The sequence below is a fragment of the Exilispira thermophila genome, assembly GCF_055389015.1.
The window spans coordinates 873,413-896,511 of the sequence record NZ_AP042476.1 but is presented as its reverse complement, the minus strand read 5'-3'; the positions used below and the strand labels follow the sequence as shown (position 1 = coordinate 896,511).

Sequence of the window (23,099 nt, the reverse complement as noted above, 5' to 3'; positions counted from 1 at the left end):
GAATTTAGATACTTATCAGACATTACCTATAATTATTTGCAGGTGTGAAAATGGAAAAATATAAAGAAATATTTAATCAAATAGAAAAGACACTACGAAAGAATAGCAAACTTTCCAAAGAACAATTTGAATCACATTTTGGAAAATTTAAAAATCTAAGTTATAAGAACATGCAAGACAAAAATATTTTTTGGGTGCTTGTTTATGTGACTTTTTATTCAGGAATGCGTGCATCTACTGTGACAGAGAAGCTACCGACAATAAAAAAATACCTTTACGATTTTAAAAAAGTAAAAGATTACTCTGAGAAAGAAATAAATAAAATCTTAAAGGATCCAAATGTAATTCATCACAAGGGAAAAATTGTAGCGTGTATTAATAATGCTAAAGCATTTTATAAACTTTTAAATGAATATGGTTCTTTTTATAAATATCTTGAGTCTTTTGGTCAATTCTCAAAAGAAGAAACTATTGATAAGTTGAGAGCAAATTTGAGAAGAAGATTTCAATATCTCGGTGAAAGGACAGTTAATCATTTTTTAACAGATTTAGGATTAAATACTCTTAAACCAGATAGGGTTATTTGTAGAATTTTCTCACGACTTGGATTTATTGATGATGTAAATAATCTCTCTCAAGCTATTAAAGTGGGTAAGGAGATTTCAATTGCAACAGGTTACCCAATAAGATATATAGATATTGTTTTTGTAACATATGGTCAAATGGGAGATTATGGAATTTGTTTAGAAAAAAATCCAAAATGCTCTATCTGTGGTGTCAAGAAATATTGTTATTATTATGCTAATAATAGAAGATAATATAGTGTATATTGTTTTGTTCCTTTGATTCTTCCTCTAAATTTTCATTTAGAGCATTTACATATGTTAATAATATTATATGTTATTTAAAATTAAACTTTATGCAATTACAGATTAACCAATACAAGGTTTAAATTAATATAGAACATTTTTAATAGGATGAAAAAAGGTATTATCACATTTATTTTTTCTTTAATTTTGCTTACATTCAATGTGTATAAAATGAGTCAAAAATTGTCTGTGGAAAATCCAGGTTATTTATTAAATACTAAATTTAGTGAAAAATCAGAATTAATAATTATAGGAACAGTTATAAAAAAGGAAGAAATATGGAATAGGCGCCCTAATCCCATGATGGGGAGACTGGATTTTCTTGAAGAAATAATTTATACTGTAAAACCAGAAATCATTTTAAAAGGTACATTGCTTATAAATAATAAACCAGTTACTGTTTCAGTTAAAGGAAAAACATTACTGATATTGTTTCATGATCTGATACATATTGCAATTTGGAAAATTAAAAAAAGGTGATACACTTGAAGATCCAAAACACTATCAAAAATAACTTATATTATGCAAGAAAAAACATTTTGATTTGTTTTGCAAAGCAAGATGTAATAAAAAAAATATGAAAATAAAATTGTAATGAGTTTGAATTTTTTATTTGTTTTGCTAAAATTTCTATATGACATTATGCTTTTAAGATGAATAGTATATGTACTAAAATTGCTAATATAAATGAGTTAATTATAATAGCATACCAAAACCATTGCTATATAAATATCAATTAAAGGAGTAGCAAAATGAAGAGTAAAACAATATTTTTTATAATTTTAATTACAATTATCATTTTAGTACCATCATGTAAAACTTTAACATATGTACCTGAAATAATAAATCCCATACCACCAGTTATATATGTAGCAGGTGACGGTAGTGGAAATTATAATTGCGATGGGAAAAGTGACCAGATAGAAATAAATGCTGCATTGGATTTTGTAGCTGAACATCCGGAATTTACAACAGTACATCTAAAAGGTCCAAATACTTTTTGGATTGATGAACCGATTTACATCTCTGCAAATACGATATTGGAGGGAGATAAAGACGCAGTTGTTAAACTCGTTAATCATGCTAGATGGTGGAAAAAATACAAACCACTTATTGGACAAAAAGGAACCGTATTTCTTGTTAGGCCTGAAGACCAAAGTGTTACTACTGGAAATATTACAATAAGAGGATTTGAACTTGACGGAAATAGAGCAAACCAAAGCGAACCCGCAGGGCATGGTTACTATCGAATGATACAGTTGCAAAATTGTTATAATGTTACAATAAATGATATGTACATACATCATGGTCTTGCTGATGGGATTATTATAACTAATCCAGGACCAATTATGGACATTAATGCTAAATTTTATAATAACCGTATTCATTATGACGGACATGATGGTATTTATGTTGAATATGGCGAAAATATTGAGATTTATAACAATAACATAACCAATACAAGAACAGATGCTGCTATAAGAGTGCAAAATTGTAATCATGTGAAAATTTATAATAACATTGCAGGAAATGCAGTAGACAGGCGAATATCAGGAGTTGCAGCTGTTCATGTTGAAAACAGGGGAGATGTTCCAGTTAATGATATTGAGATTTATAACAATTTCTTTTATGGAAATCAAAATTGGCATAGTATCTGGTTGGAACGAGTAAAAAAGGGGTGTCCTGCTGACCTAAATACTCATACAGGAGTATATATTCACAACAATGTAATTTCACAATACAAATTAGCTGGTATTGGAATTTATGGTTTCAATAATACACGAATTGAAAATAATATTATAGAAATCAGTACAGAAGGAGCAGGAATAGCTTTTTATAGGGGTGATCCTGTAAATACATCATCATCAGGATTTATTACTTATGTGAAAAATAATATTATTATTAGAAATGCAACTTACGGAATTGACAACCAGGCACCTGATATTCACACCTTTGTTTCAAATTATAATTGTATCTATGGAAATATTAGAGGAAATTATAATAATGTAATGTCCAAAACCGATATTTATACTGACCCATTATTACCGTGTAAATATGAACTTTATGATAACAGATATTATAATGCTACAAGCTACTACATTTTTAGCCCAATTTGGATTAACGCTGATGATGAAAACGATGCAGAAAATCCAGTTTGCAAAACTGATTTAGGTGCAAACAAAGTTTGGCAAATTTACCATCTGAAATCTCAAAGCGGACGTTGGTATAATAATCAATGGGTTAAAGATAGTGTTACAAGTCCTTGTATTGATGCTGGTGATCCAACTTCTGATTATTCAAATGAACCGATACCAAATGGAGGCAGAATAAATATTGGAGCTTTTGGTAATACTTCTACAGCTTCAAAATCGAATAAAAATTAAAATTAGTTAAAAATTGAAAAATTTAGAGATTCAAAACTCCTAACTATGTAAGGCAATAGGATTGAGTCGACCATGATAAGACCAGTCCAATGTTATAAAAGTATCATAAAATTTAGTATAATTAGCCTGTGTTAAAAAAAGTTCTTTAATTTGTTTGTTAATATTATCAGTTATGTTCGTTTTTTTGTTGTAGGATTTTTTGGATATGTTTGAATCTTAGGTGAAAAACAAGAATATCAAAAAAAAAGATTTAAAAGAGCATTTTACAATATGAAAATATTTCCCTACAGATATGAACATTGTTAGTATATTACTCAAAAATGCAAAGATATCCGAACCAATTTAATATATAACAACATTAAATGAAATTTAGTTGGAGTAAAATTGAAAATAATTAATATTGTTAAAAAAGAATTTATTTTATCTATATTTATCATCTTGCTTATAATTTTATCTATTATTTTTCCTGATCAAATAATTAATTATCCTAACTTTGTTGACTGGAGAACAATAATAGCACTTATAGGATTGCTCATAATTACAACTGGATTAAAAGAAAGTATGATTTTTGATAATATATCAGGAATAATGTTAAAAAGAATTGAAACTGAAAAATCTCTTTCATTATTTTTAATTATTTTATCAGTATTTCTATCCACATTTCTTACAAATGACATTACACTTTTTTTAGTTGTTCCTCTAACTCTTAGAATTCAGCACATAATCAAAAACGATATTTCTAAGTTAATAATCTTTGAAGTTATTTCTGTTAATGTTGGTTCTTCTTTAACTCCAATTGGCAATCCACAAAATCTATTTTTATGGCACAAATGGAATATTTCTTTTATCACATTCGTTATAAAGATGTTTCCATTAGTTATTTTTCTTCTTATAATTCTTTTGATATTTGCATGGATTATTTTCTCTGATAAAAAGATAAAGATTTCAAATGATATCAATAACAGTAAGACATTTGAAAAACCACTAGTATTCTTATCTACATTGATGCTATTAGTTTATATTATCTTTTTAGAGTTAAAATTGGCTATTTGGATATTACCAGTTATTTTTCTGATATATATAATATATAACATGAAAATTTTATTGAAGATAGATTGGGGATTATTGTTACTTTTTATAATTATTTTCATTGATTTTCATATTATATCTACTATACCAATAGTGTCAAAAACTATAAATGCCCTTAATTTAAGCTCTACACACAATATTTTTTTAGTATCTGCGTTAATATCTCAGGGGATTAGCAATGTTCCAGCAAGTGTATTTATTACAAGATTTACTCATAATTGGTATGCAATAACATATGGAGTAAATGTTGGTGGAAATGGTTTATTAATCTCTTCATTGGCAAACATTATTGCTTTGAGAATAGCAAGAAATAAAAGGTTATGGTTGAGTTTCCACAAATATTCTATTCCATACTTTCTTTTAACAGAAGGAATCATATATGTTTTTATGTTGTATTTTGGGATTTAATACTAACCATACTGATGATACCCACAATCCATTGTATGGAATTTAAACAAGACCAAGGAGAATATTTATATTAAAGAATATTATATTAAAGGGGATAATATGAAAATAACAAATAAAAAAAACATTTTGTTTTTCATCCTCATTGTTCAATTATTAATTTCTATGGGTTGTCATGAACTTGATAATAGAATTGAACAGAAAAAATATGGTTTATTTATAAAAAATATTATAATAAATGGTGAATCAAGAAGATATGCAATTTATGTTCCACAAAACATAGGGAATTTCCCTGTTCCGTTAATTATCGAACTTCATGGTGGTGGTATTTATATTGAAGATATGACTGGTGAAAGTGGGCATAAAACACCTTACAAATTATGGATGAAACTTGCCAATAAGGAAAAATTTATAGTTGTTTATCCAGAAGGATTGAATGGAGCATATAATAAACCAACCTGGAATGATTGCCGTGGTGATTGTATTGTAAATTCCAATGCTGATGATGTACACTTTATTGATATATTGATTGATAAAATAGAAGCACAATATCTTATTGACTCCAGCCGTATTTATGTATCGGGAACTTCAAATGGTGGATTTATGGCTCAAAGATTAGGAATTGAATTGAATAACAAAATTGCAGCAGTAGCCTCTATTGCCGCTGCAAAACCCGCAGTTTCTAAATGTGGTTCACCATCTTATCCTATTTCTATATTATTTATGAATGGAACTGATGACAATCATATGCCTTACAATGGAGGGACAATTGGAAATCCTCCAGATTCTTACAATGGTACTGTTTTATCAACCGATACCACCATCAAATATTGGATAAATTTCAATCATACTGATACAATTCCTGAAAGTTATACTTATCCTGATTTGGATACAACTGATGGAGGAGTTGTTCAAAGATTTGTTTACAAAAATGGGGATTTGGGAACAGAAGTTGTTTTATATAAAGTTAATGGTGGAGGGCATTCGGCTCCAAGTATTGAAGAACGATATTCACAATTATATGAAAAATATTTTAATAAACAAAATCACGATATAGAAATGACAACAGAAGTATGGAATTTTTTTAAAAATAAAACATTAAAAAGGAGGCAATAATGCAAAGAAAAATAAACATATTAATTCCCTTACCTTCATACGGCTTTGACCCATCAGAAGCTGCTATCCCATGGAAAATATTGTCTGCTAATAATATTAAAATAACATTCGCTACACCGAAAGGAATACCTGCTTCTGGAGATGAGATAATGCTAACCGGAAAAAAATTGGGGATATTCAAAAGCTTACTAAAAGCAAGAAATGATGCAGTCCAAGCTTACAATATGATGATTAATAGTAATGAATACAAACATCCTTTACGATATGATGAAATACAACCCTCAGATTATGATGGCATTTTTTTACCCGGGGGTCATGATAAAGGCGTTAAAGAATATCTGGAAAGTGAGATACTGCAAAATATTATTCCATTGTTTTTTCAATATAATAAGAAAATAGGAGCAGTCTGTCATGGTGTTGTTCTATTGGCTCGAAGTAAAGACAAAAAAACAAACAAGTCGGTAATTTATGATTACAAAACAACAGCATTATTAAAAAAACAAGAATTATTAGCTTATAATTTAACAAAACTTTGGCTGAAAGATTATTACCTGACTTATCCAGAAATGACTGTTGAAGATGAAGTTAAATCCGCGTTGAAAAATCATTCAAATTTTATTCATGGAAATTTACCTATTTTTAGAGATAGTGAAAATAACCTTAAACCTGGATTTGTAGTAAAGGATAGAAATTATTTATCAGCAAGATGGCCAGGTGATATTTATAAATTTAGCAATGAATATTTGAAATTAATAACATAAAAAAGTTGATAACAAAGACTATACATAATGTGTGTGATATTGATAAATAGAAGAATTGTAAAAAATAATAGAATTTAGTAGTGAATTAAAAGTTAGGTTTTTTAAATTGTCTAACATCTTATATATTTAATGTTAAGCCAAATGCAAGTTATTTCATTTCAAGGTTTTGGGATAAATAGGAGGAGAACTCATAGAGTTAGAATGGTCAAAAAAGAAATTGAAAGTATAGTATCAGGGATAAAAAAAAATAAATAGTATAGAAAGTTTAATATCAGAAATAGAGAAAGAGCTTTTAAAGATGGCAGAAAAAGATGAAGCAGTAAGAATTTTAAGGAAGTGGAAAAGCAATAATAGCGACTTCAAGAAAGTCAAGTAAATTGATATGGACATTATTAAAAAAGATTTCAGAATAAGATCCAATAAAATCAAATGATATATTGTTAGATAAAGATTATTCTATGCCTGAAAGCAATAATTTGAGGTTTTACCTCGTTTATATAAATTAGTAGATTTTTTGATATTTAATATTGATCTTTATAGGAGACAAAAATGTATAACAAAGAAATGGTAGATAAGATATTAGAAGGTATTGTGTGGTTAAACAATTTATTGGGTATTTGGGCTTTTATTATTCCCATTGTTTTTGCAATAGTTGTTTTGATTCAGCTTTATCGCAGCTATAAAAAGCCATCAAAAACTAATAGCAGAATTTTAATGGGAATTTATGCTGTTATTTATATTTTTTCGGGTTATTCAATCTACATTGGTAAAGATTTTATGGGAGAAAATGCTGCTATTATTGGGGGAATTGCACTTTGGTTGGTTGCTTTTTTCTTAGTTTTAGATGTTCTTTTTAATTGGACACATATTAAATTATCTGATAATAAAACTATTAGATACACTTCCTTGTTTTTTATTTTTACAGGAATTTTTCTATATCCTTTAGTTGAGATTGCAACAGGATTTACATTTCCAAAAATGGTATTTTTTGGTGCTGAGTGCCCTACAACTATAAGTCTGATAGGGATATTTATAGGTAGTATTCCAAAAGTGAATAAACCATTATTTATTCTTGTAAGTTTAAATGCTATGTTTACTGGTATTTCTGTTGCAATTTACGGTGCTATATTCGATTATTTATATGGATTAGCTGGTTTTTTTGGAATATTATTTATGATCATATATTTTAAAGATATTTTTTTGAAAAAAGTAAAACAATAAAATTAAATAATTAAACAATAACAAAATGTATAAGTAAATTTGATAAAAATTTTAAAAAATTTAATCAAAAAAATGAAAAATATTATGAAACAAAATTTGCAGAAAGAATAAAACAGATACTTTAAAATTTTATATTGAAAATTCTAATGAGAAAAGAATACATTTTTAATATAAACTAACACATATATAATAACTAAACATATTTTTTATTCTTATTTATCAATATATAAAATATTATTAGTAAAAATAAAATTAGTGAAACTATATAAAAACTAATGTTTATAAATGAATAGATTTTTATAAACACATAAGAAAGAAAAATATTTATAATAAAAGTTAAAAGAACAAAGACAGCATCGTCTTTGATACTTATAAAAAATTCATTTACAATAATATAAACTTCTAAAATGGTAAGAAGCTTAATATTTATAATAATCAATTTTTGATAGGATACAAAAGAACCTATTAGAAGAATTCTATCAAATACAGGTATAGAAAATCCAAAAAGTAAAAAAAGAATAAGAGCATTTATTTTCAAAAATGTGTTTGTAAAAAATATAAATATTAAATAGAAAAAAATTATAAAATTAAGGTTTAAACTAAAATTGTAAATTTTAAAATATTCAAACAATAGCTCAAAATAATATAAAAATAAAATTAAATAAACAATATTTTTTGTTTTTGTATTCATTTTATTCCTATTAAAGAGATAGTTTTATCAAATTTAATGTAAAACTTTTTGTTTTTTTTCACCATAGTAGGGTCTTTATCTATTTTTATAAAATAAAATTTTTGAAGTTCCTCAATGGGATATAAATTATTTTGAGATAATATTTTTATATAAAAAAATGAATTTGTTCGGGAACAGTTATTATGATCTGGAGAAAGTAAAACTTTGTAAAAATTGTTTTTGTCATACTTTAAATTAATAGATTTTGTTGAGAAATTAATGTATTTTTCACAAATATTGTTTAATGGAAGTTCAAATGATAAAATATAGGTAGAATCAGGTTTATAAAATAGATAAGTGGAATATAAAAATAAAATTATAAAAATAAGAAAAATAGAAACAATTTTATTATAAAGTTTAGACTTATAAAAAATCAATAATAGAATTGTCAATAATGCAATAATTATTATATATATGGTTAAATTTAAATTTATAATTTTAGGTTTATAAAAATATTTATTTATAGTTGTAATTGTTTGATTAATGTTCTCTATATTGATTTTGTATTTATTATTATTGGTAAATTCGATATAAGCTTGAGTTCTTGAATTAAAATTAAACTCAATAAATTTATTATAAAATTTTAATTTTAAAAATTTTAATTTTTCAAGTATTTGTTTTAATTTATCTATATCTATATTATTTTTTTTAAATTTTACAAAGGTAATTGAATTAGAAGAAATTTGATTTGTAATTTGATAAATAATATTATTGTAATTTTTATTGTTATCATTATTTTTATTATTATTGTTGTTATTACTATTATAATTAGAAAAGTTATTGATAATATTTATTGAATTTTTACTTTTAATTATTTTATTAAATAAATTTATTGAGGATATTAAATTATCATCGGTGTTATAAAAGAATATAATATTTAGGTATTTACAGGTAAATAACTTATAGAAAGATTGAAAAAGATCTTTAATTTTATTAAAATCATTGTTTTTATATAAATTATCTATGTTTACAAATAAAATGTCAAAAGGTTCTAAATTATTTAGTTTATTACTTTTTATTAGTTTATAAATATTATCTAAATTTAAATTATTTAAATTAATATTATAAAGATAATATTTTTGATATAGGATAGGATTTTGAACAATAAAAACCTGTTTGTATTTTTTATAATCATCAATATTTACAATAATCTCAATTTTAGATATCTTTTCTGATACAAAAAAAATAATTCTATATTCTTGATTAAAAATTTTATAAGATTTATTAAATAAAATAATTTTATTGTTATTAAAATCTATTGCATTAACAGTTATATTAAAAGATTTTTCAAATTGAATATTTTTTAAAGTAATAACATTAAATTTATTATTGAAAATAAAATTTTGATTAATAAGAATATCAGGTTTATTTAAATTATTATTTGATAAAATATTATTATTGAATTCCTGAGCTAATAAACTGGATGGTTTAAATAATAGCATCCGACTGTCATAAGAATTAAGAAAAAAGCTGAAACATAGTAAAAAGATTATAGAAAATGCATATTTTCTTAATTTAAATTTTGATAATTTAAACTTACTTGATATATAATTAATTAATAATGAAAATGATTTTTTTAATTTTTTGAAGTCTTTTATAAAATAGAAATAAAACTTTGAAATTAAATGTGAAATCATATAAAAAAATGTTTTTATCATAATTAAATATTTTTATTTAATTTTTTTTTAAAAATTTATTTTTTAATATTTTATTTTTTTATATTTTTTTAAATTTTTCAATATTTCTTTATATTTTTATTTTTATACTTTCATAAATTGCATGAACAATTATCAAGTAATGTAATTGACATTACCTTTTTCTTTTATTTTTTATAGTTTTTTTATATTTTTTTTAATTTTATATTTTTTTTAATTTTATATTTTTTTTAATTTTATATTTTTTTTATATTTAATTTGATTAATAAAATAACTTTATTAAAAATTATCAATGTTTTGATTTATTTATTTTAATATTTCTATTAAGTACAGTTAGATATAATGAAAGTAGAAAGAAAAAAATTAGCCAGTATTTTGAATCAGCAATATTAACAAAAAATGTCTTATTAGATTTTAAATAATTATTAACCATGGGTTGTGTAATACCAGAAAAATTATTATTAAAATAAATTTCATATTTTAAAATGTTTTCATTTTTATCATTTACTGCAATTAAATATTTACCAGGTTTTTCCATAAAAATATTTTTATTGTAATAATTCAAATTGTATTTATTTAATTTAACCCTTTTTATTTCTTTATTGTCTTTATAAATAATTACTTCTGGAGAATATAAAAATTCTCTTTTTAGTGATATAGTTATCTCTTTAAAATGTTCAGATATAGATACAGGAATATTTCTATTTTTATTTAAATTATCAAGTATTTTTAAAAAACTATTTTTAACAAAATTATTATTAAAAAAGATATTTGTATACTTTCCATAAATATCTGAAGAAAATAATATTTGAAATCTATTTTTGTATTTTTTGTAAATCAAAAGGGGATCATTAAATTCATTTTGAAAAATTACAATGCTTTGATCTTTTGGGGTATAGAAATTCATGCCGGTTATATAAGAAATGTAATCATTATTAAAATCATATATATTAAATTTATTATTTGCAAAATTTGACCGTGATATCTTTTTTCTATCTTCAAGTATAACTTTTGGTATAGCATCAAACGAATTAACCTGATAAAAATTACCAGAAGTTTGAGAACTGAGTTTTGATAAAAGTTGAAAATTTATTTTATCTCCAATTCCAATAGTAGTTATAGTTATATTTTTTAATTTTGTTCTGTAAATCAAATTATCAAAATCAGCTTTTTTGGTAAATCCATCTGAAATAACAATTATATGTTTATCTTTATCATCATTAATTGAATATTGATTTATGATTTTTAATAGAGGAGTGTAAAGGTCTGTACCACCCTGTGCTTTGATCTCTTCAATATTAAAGGATTTAATAATTTGATTTTTTGTTAGATGTTCAAAAAGCAATTTGTATTTATCCCAGAAAAGAACAATTGTAATTAAATCCTGATCTTTTAAATTTTTTATAAATTCAAGTAAAGAAACTTTTGCAAGTGATAACTTTTGGCCAAGCATACTTGAAGAGATATCCAGTAATAAAGCAATATTGATAGGAGGTAAGTATTTTAGAGATCTTGGTTTTAAAATAACAGGTAAAATATTTTCAATTAAAGTATTATCCTTTTCTTTTCCTAAAAATTTTCCATTAGATATAAACATAAAAGATGTTAATCCATTCTCATATAATGAATAAAATATATTTGAAATATCTCTATTTAATTGTTTAATATTTATACCATCAAGTATTATTAAATTATATGATGTTAAATCTTTATTTAATAAATTGTTTATATCAATTTTATCCATTTTAAAAAAATTATCAAAAAAGTTATATTTATAATTCTGGCTAACAAATAGAATATTATTTTTTTTAGATTCTGGAAAAATAATTTTAAAATATGTTTCAAATACTATATCATTTTTTTGTTCAGATTTTAATTTAATATTAAATAGAACATTTTGATATTTTGAAGGTATTAATATTTTCATCTTATAATCATTTTGAATTAAACTATTTAAATTCACTTTTAAAGATTTAAAGGGTTTATAAAAATTATAGCTGTTATTTTGATAAAAATAAGAGAGATCAATTAAAAATTGAAAATCTTTAAAAGATAAATTTTGTTCTTTTCCAAAATATGTTGAAATCCAATTTTTTGAGAAATATATTGTAACATAATTTGTTTTTTGAAATGAATTAAAAGTATAACTAACATTATCTAAAAAGGAATAATATTTTGAAAAATTAGATAAATTTGTATCATTAAATAAATATTTTATTGTTATATTTTTTTTGAATATTTTAGAAAAATTTTCAATATTTTGCATTTCTTCATTAGTTAAAAAATAAGGAGATAAAATTGTAAATCTATTATAAAAATGAAAATTATTTAAAGGTAATAGGATTTCTTTTGTTATTGTTTGAGGGAAAATAGCACTTAAAAGAAAATTATTTTCTTTATTATCATAATTAAAGTTATTTTTATTATCATAATTAAAGTTATTAGAGACATATTGAAGTATATATCTGGATAATATATTTTTTAAATTCTCTTTGGTTTTAATTTTTTTATATTTTAATTTTAAAAAACCATTATAAGTCACCAATAAAACTGATTTATTTTTTTTAAGTATATTAAAAATAACATTATAATCTATTTGTTCATTTAAAAAATTTGTTAATTTGTTTAAATTTATTTTATTGTTATCTTTATTGTTTTTATTTTGATTATTTTTATCTTTATCTTTATCTTTATTTTTATTTTTATTATTATTTTTATTGTTATTATTATTTTCTTTAGTGGAGTTATTAATAACATTATCATTTGTAGAGCTAATGTTAATTACAGTATTGAAATTATTTTTAGTTAATTTATATTCAGGGATTAACAAAATATAGTTATTTTTAAGAAATAAAGCTGGAATAGTAATAGGAATATTAAATATATATAAAAATAAAAACAATAGAGCAAGTATGCTGGTTATTAATTTTTTTATATTCATCATTTATAATTTAGTAGTATAAAAGATTTTATCAATTGGTTTTTAAAAAAAAAGAATTAGTAAGTTAAAGCAAAATTACAGATAAAACAATATACAATATAAATGATATAATATAAGCAAAAGAATATAAACCAATTAAATATAAAGCAAAAAATATTTTTAATTAGTTTTTTAAAAAAATAATGAATTAAAAAAAATTGCAGATAGAACAATATCAATAATATAATCAAAATAATAAAATATAATCTAACTAATAGAAAATAAATAGCATATTAAATATTAGAATATTATAAAATAAAATAATATAAATAAAATAAAGTAATACAAAAAACAAAATAATATAAAAATATATTATGAAATGAGAAAATGTAAATTACTTAATAAGTTGTACAAATTAAGTTATTGGTCTTTTTTAAATTAAAGTAAAAATCAATTATAAATTAAATTTTGTTATATAAATATATGAATCTGTATTAGAATTAATTGCATTAATAATTGGTTTTTCAATTTTCTCAAATTCAAGATTGGTTATATCAATAAGTTGATAACGATAACTATATTTTTGAACATCAAAAGGTGTAAGCTTAATATTAATATCAACTATATTGTTTTTAGAAAAATTATAAAAACTTGAGATAAAAAAGAAATTATCATTATTTAATGTTTTAACTTTTTTAATATCAACATTATTGTTTTGAGATTTAATTTTTATCCCTTTTAAAATAGAGCTAATAATATCTATTTTTAGTATAATAAGTTCACTTTTACCTCGTATTCCTGAAATAAAGATATTATCTTTATTATTTTTAAAAATAGATAATGGTAACATTGATGAAAATAATTTATATGATTTTATAATATCAAAATTTGAATCTAATTGAATTAAAAATGATCTATAATTTGTAGAATTTTCATTTTTTGTTTTACCATATATATAGTAATTATTTTTATAGCTTAAAAATTTTGTTGTATAAATATTTTGGTTAAATTTATATTGATATGAATTTAAAATATCAATATCAAAATTAGTTTGTAAAATATAAATCTTATCTTTATTATATCCTGTTAAAATTAAGGTATTAGAATTTTTATCGTATTCTAAAGATTTAAAATAATTAAAATTTTTAAATTTTTTAATAAAAGAAATTTCATCATTTTCAATTTTTATTAATAAATTGCTTAAATTATTTTCATAATATCTTGCAAGAATAACTAAATTTGAAATATTATCTGTTTTTGCAATTATAAATTTAATATTATTTTTAAAGGATCTGGAATAAATAATTCTGTCTGAAAATAAAGAACCATCAGAATTTAGTTTAATTATTCTAATGGAGTATTTTGATTTACCATTAATTTTTTCTAAATTTGTTCCAATTATATAAATGAAATTTTTTAATGGATAAATATTTGGATTTATCAATGTACTCTGGGGTGAAAAAGTTTTTTTCCAGATAATTTTCCCATTTTTGTCAGTTTTGAAAAGTGTATAAATAAAAATATCAGATTTATATGAGGTTAAAATATAGGAAAAACCATTTTTATCTATTACAAATGAATTAAATATTGATTTATCAGGAATTTCATATTTTTTAGAAAATTCTTTATTAGAAGTTTTAATAATATCAAACTTAATTGAAATAATTTGAGAAATATTATTATAAACATCCTCTGCTTTTATATATATAGTATGGTTACCAGTATTAATATTTTCTAATAAATAATTAAAGGACTTTTTTGAAAATTCTATTGAAATCCATTTTGAATCATCAATCTTTATAAAGATATTTTTTATCTTAGAAAAATCTTTTATCTTCCCACTCAAAAAATAAGGAATTTCAATTTTATCCCCATTTTTTATATTTAATGAAGTTATTTCAGGAGGGGACAAATCAGTAACATACAAAGATAAAATAACAGGTTCAGATTCATTTCCATTTGCATCAATTGCCTTAATATAAACTAAATGATTCCCTTCATTAATGTTTTCAAATTTAAATTGAAATGAATTGTTTCCTTCTATAGTTTTCCAATTATTACTATCAATTTTTAATAATATTGATTTAATTTTAGATAACTCAGATATTTCCCCTTTAACTAAAAATGTGTTATCTACCTTTGAAGTATTAATAGGAGATGTAATTGTAATTTTTGGTGGTTCAAGATCTTTGACATTAAATATCAATTTAAAAACTTTTGATTCATTGTTTTTAGAATCAGTTGCTTTAATTAAAATAATATGCATTCCAATATTTAGATTACTAAAATCACAATAAATTTCATAAACATAATTATCTTTCTTTTTAAATTTAATATTACTTATGTTTTTAGTTAATTGAGTATTTTTATTTATAGTTTCCCATCCTTTATTATCAAGATTAATAGAAATTTTTGAAATATCATTTTGATCTATGTAATTGAACAATAAAGTAAAATTGGTACCAACAGTTGAATTATTTTCAGGATTAATAAATACAATTTTAGGTGGGTTTGAATCTTCTTTTATTGAAACATTTTTCCTGGTTTCATAAGTTTCAATGTTTTTTGAATTGTCCATAATAAATGTGATGGAATTATGAATTTTATAAAGTGTATCAAAATTTTTAAAAATTTTATCATTTTTTATTTTATCAAATAATTCCTGTTCAAATTGATCTAAAGTACCCAAATAGTAAAGATAATAAACAATTTCATTTTGAGAAGAAGTTTTTGATTCAAAACTTTTTGTTTTTTTTAAGTTTTTTACTAAATTTCTGAATTTTATTTTCATTGGTGTAAGTTTGTTTGATGTATTATTGATCAATTTCACCTTATATCTAATTCCATCTTTAAATGATTGGATGAAATAGTAACTGGTTCTTTCAAGGATATCATCTATAACTTTAGAAATAGCATAGGATATTGTGCTTTTAATTGTAAATTCTAGATTTTTTCCGGTTTTTTCTACAATTAAAGGTTTTTCTCCAAGTCCTCTTCCTGTTAAAGAATCAAAAGTTTTAATAATTGCGCTAATAACAACATTATAACTATTAATATTTTTTTTGTATTTAATATCAAGAGAAGAAAGTAATATTATAATATCAGAACCATATTTTTGAGATATTTGATTAATAATTTTTTGATCTTTAGTGGTTGAATTGATAGATGTTTCATATTGATTTAAAGAGTTTAAAATTTCTATATAATATTCATAGTTAAGATATTCAAAAGAATTTTTTGAAAGATAATCATTTATAACAGATATTGCATAAGAAACATATTGTGAATTTTCTTCTTGAATTAGATTTACAGAAGGGATAGTTGCAATAATCAAATTATTAAGATACTGATACAAAGCTATTTTCAAATCTTGAGGTAATGAATTGATCAAATTTATCGATTCTTTAGAAAGATATTTAAAAGATAAAATTCCTGTAGATGATTTTAAAGAAAACTCATTTTTTAATTTAATATTAAGTTTTTTTAATTCACTTTTTAGTTTATCTATATTCACTACAATCTCAGCAGTTATCTGTAATTTATCAGAAATTTTTTCTTTTTTTAAAATTTTTATACTAATAATATAGATCTGGGGTTCATTTAAAATAGAATTATTAATCTTATTTTCAAAAGTTTTGTAAGATCCATCTTCAGTTAATTTAATAATAAAATATTTTAAAGCTTTTATATAACTATCCCTTTTTGCTGAGATTATGCTTTTACCAATACCTGTTACCTGTATTGAAGTAGAACTTTGAGCGTATACTTTAGTTGAAAAATAGTAGTAACTAAATGCTGAAACTATAATTATTACAAGGAAAAATATTTTTAAAAACAGAAAATATTTTGTTTTCATTTTTTACTCAATCAAATATATATTTAAAACTCAACCTCAATAGATTTAGAATAAACATAATATACATTTACCCAATCTTTATCTTTTAGAGAAGTTAATTGTTCATCGCTATGAGTATAACTGCAAGCATTAACATAGATTGTTCCAATTAGATCATCTTCTGATTTTCCTTTAAGGTATTTTAAATCAGATAAAATGTCATCTATATACAATTCCCCTTCATCTTTAACGATATAATATGCTATAAAATCAAATCCATCTTTAGTTTTTTTATAAAATTGTATTTCGTTATTTTTAAAAGCAAAATTTGAAACATTTAATGTAAAATTAATATCATCATATTCAACTGATGGAAATTTTGGGAATCCCATATTACTTGAGTTTCCAAAAGAAACATTTTGTGATGCTTGAACTATTGTTCCTTCTTTAAATTTTGCTTCAAAAGTATATTTACCATTTAAAAATCCATCCTTATTGGTAATTTTATTGTGAAATACAAAATAATATTTTTCTTTATTGTATTTTACTAAATTTAAATTCCAGGATTTACTACCATTACCTGGTTCAAAAACACCTAAATATTCTAATGAAGAGAGAAGGTAAGATTCAAAAAGATAAGCATATATTTCCATAACCTGTGAGTCTTTTTCCCAATCAAGAAATCCATTTTGATAAAATTTTATAGGTCCTATCGAAATAGAAGCTGATGGAAAATAGTTATCAACATAATTAAATTTTGCTGTTAAAGATTTTTTAAAATCACCTTTTTGTAAAAACAAATTTATTAAAAATTGTTTTTTTAATAATCTATAAGGTACAGTATAATATAAAGTAATACTTAATTCTTTTTTAGCAGGGATTATTAATGATTTAAATAAAGATTTTAAAGTTTCGTTATCAGTAACTTTATCTGAAAAAAGTTCTTCACCTTTATCATCTAAAATGGCAATATCAAATTCTGATATTTCTACATCAAAAGAATTAAGATTTGTAATTTTTAGTAATAATGGATATTTAAATGTTCCTTTTTCTGTATTCCATGTATAGTTTTGGTTATCAACCTTAAAATCAAGTTGAGCATTAATATCGCTTTTGACTATTGATGGACCAAAACATGAAATTAAAGAAAATATAGATATTGACAGGATTAAAAATAGTAAAGGTATTTTCCTTTTTTTTGAAAACATAAAATCTCCTTTTAAATTTAATTTGTTTATTATAAATGTTTATAATAAAAATTTATTACAAATACAAAATAAACTATTTATTAAACATATTGTTTTAAAAATAACTTTTTCCTTAAAAGAGATATAAAATTATAATTTGCTGGATAATATAAAGAAATAAATAGAAATAATTTAAAAAGAATAATTTATAAGGATTGAAAAATTTCTATAAATAAAGAAATGAGTCATATTAAAGGATAATAAGGTTAATTAATAAAAATCCCTATATTTAAAATTATTCTAAATATTTAAAATTATTCTAATATAAATTATCTTTTTGTCAATTTTATATTAATATTTTTTTATTTTTATAATAAATATATAATTTTGTTAAAAAATTAATATAAATTTCAAAAATGATTAATTTATTGATTAAATATAAAAATATAAACTTAAATTTAAACTCATTGTTGACAAAATATGTTATTAATCTACATTTTTAATTGTATACATCAATTAAATGGAGGCCTAAATGGGAAAATCTTTAGCGTACAAGATTTTAGAAAAACATCTTGTTTCTGGTAAAATGATCCCTGGTGAAGAAATTGCAATTAAGATTGATCAAACTTTAACTCAAGATGCTACAGGTACTATGGCATATTTACAATTTGAAAGTATTGGAGTTGACTCTGTTAAAACTGAATTGTCTGTTTCATATGTTGATCATAATACTTTACAAACCAATTTCATGAATGCAGATGACCACAGATATTTAATGAGTGTTGCAAAAAAATTTGGAATTTATTTTTCTAGACCTGGTAATGGTATATGTCATCAAGTTCATCTTGAAAGATTTGGTATACCTGGAAAAACATTACTCGGTTCTGATTCTCATACACCTACAGGTGGTGGATTAGGTATGATTGCTATTGGAGCAGGAGGATTGGATATTGCTGTTGCAATGGCAGGCGGAGCATTTCATTTAAGAATGCCAAAAATTGTTAAAGTTCATTTGACTGGTAAATTACCACCTTTTGTTGCAGCAAAAGATGTTATTCTTGAACTTTTAAGAAGATTTAAAGTTAAAGGTGGTGTGGGAAAAATTTATGAATATTCTGGTCCTGGAGTTAAAACATTATCTGTTCCTGAAAGAGCAACTATTACAAACATGGGAACTGAACTTGGTCTTACTACTTCTATTTTTCCTTCAGATGAAATAACCTTAGAATTTTTAAAATCTCAAGGTAGAGAAAAAGATTGGGTAGAATTAAAAGCTGATAGTGATGCAGAGTATGATGAAATTATTGAAATTAATCTTTCCGAATTAGAACCAATGATTGCAAAACCACATATGCCTGATCAGGTTGTAAAAATTTCTGAATTAGAAGGTATGAAGATTGATCAGGTAGCTATTGGTTCATGTACTAATTCTTCATTAAAAGATATTTTAACAGTTGCAGAACTTGTTGATGGAGAAACTGTTGCTGAAAATGTTGAAGCAGCTTTATCTCCAGGTTCAAAAAATGTAATTTTAAATGCTATTGAATTAGGTGCAATGAAGAAGATAACAGATGCTGGTTTTAGAATTTTAGAATCAGCCTGTGGTCCATGTATTGGAATGGGATTTGCTCCAAATTCAAAAGCAAAAAGTTTAAGAACATTTAATAGAAATTTTAAAGGAAGGTCAGGTACTAAAGATGCAGAAATTTATCTTGCATCTCCTGAGGTCGCTGCAGTTTCTGCAATAAGAGGAGAAATAACAGATCCAAGAAAATTTGGAAAAAAAATTGAAGTTAAATTACCTGAAAAATTTATTGTTAATGATAATTTAATTATTCCTCCAGCAAAAGAAGAAGAAAGAAAAAAAATTGATATAATCAGAGGTCCTAATATTAAACCTTGTCCTGTAAATTCACCTTTAGAAAATTCAATTGAAGCAAAAGTTTTAATAAAAGTAGGGGATAACATTACAACTGACCATATTATGCCAGCGGGAGCAAAAATTTTACCATTAAGATCAAATGTACCTGAAATTTCAAAACATGTTTTTGAACAGGTCGATCCTGAATTTTACAACAAAGCTAAAGAAGCTGGTATTGGATTTATAATTGGGGGAGATAATTATGGACAGGGTTCTTCAAGAGAACATGCTGCACTTGCTCCTATGTATTTAGGTGTTAAAGGTGTAATTGTTAAATCTTTTGCTAGAATTCATAGAGCAAACCTGATTAATTTTGGTATTTTACCATTAGTTTTTGTAGATCCTTCTGATTACGATAAAATTGAAGAAGGAGATGTTCTTAAAATTGAAAATATTCTTGATAATCTTGAAAAAGGAGAGTTTGTATTAAAAAATATTACTAAAAATCAAGATTATAAAATCAAACTTGATGCAAGTGGAAGATTTATTGATATATTAAAAGAAGGTGGACTTTTAAATTATACTAAAAAACATGGAAGTAATTAATAAACCATTATAAAAAACATTTTAAAAACTTTTATTTAAAAATTTTTATAAGGACTACCAGATTATTACTGGTGGTCCTTTTTTGCAATTTTAAAATCTTTATTATTCTATCAAAAACTTTTTAATTCGATTTCAATATTTTAATACTATTAAAATCTTAATTAATCTTAAATTATTGTTTATAGCATGTAAATTATTTAATTTATTTTAATAATTAATAATATTTTTTATAAAAATTTTGATAAAAATAATTAGATAAATGTTCCCCGTTTTAAAGTTTTAATTCGTGAAAAAGGGTTAAGTGTAAGGTCAGCAAATATTTTTTTGTTGTAGTAATGATATGCAATTCCAGCTACCATTGCACCATTATCCATACATAAATTTAAAGGGGGAAAATGTACTTTGAAACCTGAAGATTGAAAATCTGATAAAAGTTCTCTAACTTTGCTATTAGCTGAAGCTCCTCCAGCAACCACTATATTCTTTATATCAGGATTTTGTTTCAAAGCTGCATTAACTTTTAAATATAAAGTTTTTGCAATAGTATTCTGGAATGATGCAGCTATATCAAAAAGATTTTCATTTTCACCTAATTTCTTAACTGATTTTAGATATTTTTGTTTTAAAATCATGTTATAATAAAATTCATCTTTGTCTTTAGATAAATCAATTTTCTTTTTATCAATATTTTTATTTTGTTCTTTTTTAACAATATTTCCCTTTTGTTTATTTCCAACAATATTTTCATTTTGTTTTTTTTCAATAATATTTTCATTTTGATTGGTATTTATTATTTTAGTGTTTTTGTATTTTTCTCTATGATACATTACAGCAGTTTTAATACCTGAAAAAGAGAAATTAAGTCCATATTTTTTTAAATTGTTTAATGGTACAGGGAAAGAATAAGCATCTTTATTTCCATATTTAGAAAGCTTATCAATTATAGGACCTCCAGGATAACCAAGTTCAAAATATTTGGATACTTTATCAAATGCTTCACCAGTAGCATCATCAATAGTTTTTCCAATAATTTCGTAATCAAAAAAGTCATTCATCCTTATAATAGCAGTATGTCCACCAGAAATAAGTAAGGCAATTATAGGAAATTCTATATCATTGGAAAGAAAAGATGAGTAAATATGAGCAATGAGATGATTAACTGCTATTAAAGGTTTTCCAAGACTAATTGATAATCCCTTTGCAAAATTTACACCAACAATCAATGATCCAATTAAACCTGGATAATTTGTAACAGCAATTGCATCAATTTTAGTTAATGGTATATTTGATAATTTGATTGCCTCATTAAATACAAAGTCTATAATTTTAAGGTGTTCCCTTGAAGCAATTTCAGGAACAACACCAAAATATTTTTCATGTTTTTTAATTTGAGAAAAAACTACATTGGATAAAATTTCTTTTCCATCTTTTACAATTGAAATTGATGTATCATCACATGATGATTCAATACCTAAAATATACAAAATTAACCCTTTTTTTAAATTTAATAAAATTAAATAAAAATGAAAGGTTAATTTTAGACTTTTTCATTAACTATATTACCAATAGATTCATCTTTTAATTCAATTTTAGGTGATTCATTTGCTTTAATTATTTCTTCAGATTGTGCTTTAGTAATATCTAGTAATTTTTTAATAAAAAATGCCTGTATATTTATATGTTGTTCAGTTGCCTTAAATTGAGTTATTCCCTCAACAGATATGTTCATAACTACCTCCTTGTAGTTATCTATAATAATTTATTATTTTTAATAACTTTACTTTTAATTAACTTAATTTAATTCTTAATTTTTTTATTAAAGTTTTCTTACTCTATTTATCGGTAAATAATTATAAAAATAACATTATTACTAAAAATATTTTAAAAATAATAAAAAAAATTAAATAAAACTAAATAATATAAAAAAATAGGAAAAAATAATTTGACATATTTTTAACATTTATTAAAAATTTTCAAAATCATTTTTTAGTAAATTAAATATTTAATTTAAATTAAAATAATACAGTATTGGATTCATATATGTATTTAAAAGTAAAAAAATGTATTATTAAAAATATTGTATTAATTTCGTTAATTGTTTTTTTATTATATTCTTCATCATCATTCCTTTTTTCACAAAATAACCAAAAATTAAGCAAAGAATTAAATGATTTTAGCTTGCATCCTGTTATCTATAAGAATCTATTATTTAAAATAATTTTAAAGGAGAAAAAATATACTCATAACATTTTTTCGAGGTTGGTGCTTTTAATTATAAAATTATAAATTGTTGTATTTTATTAAATAAGGGAAAGATAAATATCTATCATTACAAAAATTTTTTGAGTGGATGTCAGTTGCCAAAGGCTAAAAAGAATATATTATTTGATTTTTTTAAATGTTTTAAAAAGATTAAATAACAAATTAGAAAACTGACTTAATGAGAAAAATTTTTATAAT

General features: G+C 22.7%; 16 protein-coding genes. 9 read left to right on the top strand and 7 right to left on the bottom strand.

Annotation, left to right across the window (positions count from 1 at the left end):
- The first annotated feature begins 50 nt into the window (after nt 1-50).
- The 7 genes from ACZ5EC_RS03880 to ACZ5EC_RS03850 all read left to right on the top strand — a co-directional run bounded on the left by ACZ5EC_RS03880 (nt 51) and on the right by ACZ5EC_RS03850 (nt 7,845).
- The gene (locus ACZ5EC_RS03880; protein ID WP_464303650.1) at nt 51-818 is read left to right on the top strand and encodes a DNA-3-methyladenine glycosylase I; all 768 of its coding nucleotides are present in this window, start codon (nt 51-53) and stop codon (nt 816-818) included.
- Between the two features lie 222 nt (nt 819-1,040).
- A complete protein-coding gene (locus ACZ5EC_RS03875) occupies nt 1,041-1,349 on the top strand; it encodes a hypothetical protein (RefSeq protein WP_464303649.1) in 309 nt (102 codons plus the stop codon).
- A gap of 272 nt (nt 1,350-1,621) precedes the next feature.
- Nucleotides 1,622-3,253, top strand: coding sequence for a right-handed parallel beta-helix repeat-containing protein (locus ACZ5EC_RS03870; RefSeq protein ID WP_464303648.1), 1,632 nt, complete (start codon nt 1,622-1,624; stop codon nt 3,251-3,253).
- 384 nt (nt 3,254-3,637) lie between these two features.
- A complete protein-coding gene (locus ACZ5EC_RS03865; RefSeq protein WP_464303647.1) occupies nt 3,638-4,750 on the top strand; it encodes an SLC13 family permease in 1,113 nt (370 codons plus the stop codon).
- A gap of 99 nt (nt 4,751-4,849) precedes the next feature.
- Nucleotides 4,850-5,863 (top strand): CE1 family esterase, encoded by a 1,014-nt coding sequence (locus tag ACZ5EC_RS03860; RefSeq protein ID WP_464303646.1) that lies wholly within the window; start codon nt 4,850-4,852, stop codon nt 5,861-5,863.
- A complete protein-coding gene (locus ACZ5EC_RS03855) occupies nt 5,863-6,624 on the top strand; it encodes a type 1 glutamine amidotransferase domain-containing protein (RefSeq protein WP_464303645.1) in 762 nt (253 codons plus the stop codon). Before ACZ5EC_RS03860 ends, ACZ5EC_RS03855 begins: the two co-directional genes overlap by 1 nt.
- Before the next feature lie 549 nt (nt 6,625-7,173).
- Nucleotides 7,174-7,845, top strand: a complete 672-nt coding sequence (locus ACZ5EC_RS03850; protein WP_464303644.1) for a DUF6064 family protein — start codon at nt 7,174-7,176, stop codon at nt 7,843-7,845.
- A gap of 193 nt (nt 7,846-8,038) precedes the next feature.
- Here ACZ5EC_RS03850 and ACZ5EC_RS03845 read toward each other — a convergent pair whose 3' ends face one another.
- From ACZ5EC_RS03845 to ACZ5EC_RS03825, 5 genes are all read right to left on the bottom strand, one after another.
- A complete protein-coding gene (locus tag ACZ5EC_RS03845; protein WP_464303643.1) occupies nt 8,039-8,536 on the bottom strand; it encodes a hypothetical protein in 498 nt (165 codons plus the stop codon).
- Complete coding sequence (locus ACZ5EC_RS03840) at nt 8,533-10,017, bottom strand: hypothetical protein (protein WP_464303642.1); 1,485 nt, start codon at nt 10,015-10,017, stop codon at nt 8,533-8,535. Before ACZ5EC_RS03840 ends, ACZ5EC_RS03845 begins: the two co-directional genes overlap by 4 nt.
- Nucleotides 10,018-10,519: 502 nt before the next feature.
- Nucleotides 10,520-13,171, bottom strand: coding sequence for a vWA domain-containing protein (locus ACZ5EC_RS03835; protein ID WP_464303641.1), 2,652 nt, complete (start codon nt 13,169-13,171; stop codon nt 10,520-10,522).
- Between the two features lie 433 nt (nt 13,172-13,604).
- Complete coding sequence (locus ACZ5EC_RS03830; protein ID WP_464303640.1) at nt 13,605-17,006, bottom strand: hypothetical protein; 3,402 nt, start codon at nt 17,004-17,006, stop codon at nt 13,605-13,607.
- 23 nt (nt 17,007-17,029) lie between these two features.
- On the bottom strand, nt 17,030-18,193 hold the full coding sequence (locus tag ACZ5EC_RS03825) for a hypothetical protein (protein WP_464303639.1): 1,164 nt from the start codon (nt 18,191-18,193) through the stop codon (nt 17,030-17,032).
- A 511-nt stretch (nt 18,194-18,704) separates the two neighbouring features.
- Here ACZ5EC_RS03825 and ACZ5EC_RS03820 point away from each other — a divergent pair.
- Nucleotides 18,705-20,639, top strand: a complete 1,935-nt coding sequence (locus ACZ5EC_RS03820) for an aconitate hydratase (RefSeq protein ID WP_464303638.1) — start codon at nt 18,705-18,707, stop codon at nt 20,637-20,639.
- A 251-nt stretch (nt 20,640-20,890) separates the two neighbouring features.
- Here ACZ5EC_RS03820 and tsaD read toward each other — a convergent pair whose 3' ends face one another.
- Together tsaD and ACZ5EC_RS03810 are read right to left on the bottom strand one after the other, a co-directional pair.
- Complete coding sequence (tsaD, locus tag ACZ5EC_RS03815) at nt 20,891-22,123, bottom strand: tRNA (adenosine(37)-N6)-threonylcarbamoyltransferase complex transferase subunit TsaD (RefSeq protein WP_464303637.1); 1,233 nt, start codon at nt 22,121-22,123, stop codon at nt 20,891-20,893.
- 53 nt (nt 22,124-22,176) lie between these two features.
- Nucleotides 22,177-22,368 carry a hypothetical protein gene (locus ACZ5EC_RS03810; protein WP_464303636.1) on the bottom strand — a complete coding sequence of 64 codons (192 nt, stop codon included), beginning with the start codon at nt 22,366-22,368 and terminating at the stop codon, nt 22,177-22,179.
- A gap of 311 nt (nt 22,369-22,679) precedes the next feature.
- Between ACZ5EC_RS03810 and ACZ5EC_RS03805 the strand changes: the two genes are divergently transcribed.
- Nucleotides 22,680-22,925 (top strand): hypothetical protein, encoded by a 246-nt coding sequence (locus ACZ5EC_RS03805; protein ID WP_464303635.1) that lies wholly within the window; start codon nt 22,680-22,682, stop codon nt 22,923-22,925.
- Nucleotides 22,926-23,099 lie beyond the last annotated feature (174 nt).